Origin of the sequence: Candidatus Protofrankia californiensis, assembly GCF_900634765.1 — a bacterium.
Lineage (GTDB): Bacteria > Actinomycetota > Actinomycetes > Frankiales > Frankiaceae > Protofrankia > Protofrankia californiensis.
In genome coordinates, this window is sequence record NZ_CAAAFT010000359.1 from 1 (window position 1) to 602 (window position 602).

The 602-nt window shown below is 71.9% G+C and carries 1 protein-coding gene; it reads left to right on the plus strand.

The window, feature by feature from the left end; genetic code table 11:
• Positions 1 to 226: 226 nt before the first annotated feature.
• A partial coding sequence (locus DD1DGNOD_RS18635) for a class I tRNA ligase family protein (protein ID WP_165036860.1) occupies positions 227 to 602 on the plus strand: 376 nt, incomplete at its 3' end.

Consider the following 602-nt stretch of genomic DNA (forward strand, 5'->3'; position numbering starts at 1 on the left):
GCGGCCAGCGCGCTGTGAAGATCACCCCCGAGCCGCCGGGAGAACAGGGCCGGTGCGCCCCTAGTAGATCCGGCACCGCAGGCGAAGAGTGGTCGCCCAGGCCGCCGCACACCGGCGTCCCGGGAGGCAAGGAGGGTGGTACCGCGGTACCACCGCGCCCCGGTGAACGCCGGGTACCGCGGGGTGTCGTCCCTCCGTTGGAGCTCGAACCCGACGGAGACCTGCCATGCCGACCCAGCCGACCCAGCCGACCCAGCCGGCTCAGCCCGCCCAGTCGGCTCAGCCGACTCAGCCCACCCAGTCGGCACCGGTGTTCCCACCGCTGCCGACCCAGGTCGACCTGCCCGCTGCCGAACGCGAGATGCTCGCGCGCTGGAAGGATCTGAAGGTCTTCCAGCGTTCCCTGGACGCGACCGCGAACGGGCCGCGGTGGGTCTTCTACGAGGGTCCCCCGACCGCCAACGGCAGGCCGGGCGCCCATCACGTCGAGGCGCGCGTCTTCAAGGACCTCTTCCCCCGCTTCCGCACGATGCGGGGCTTTCATGTTCCGCGCCGCGCCGGCTGGGACTGCCACGGCTTGCCCGTCGAGCTCGCCGTAGAAA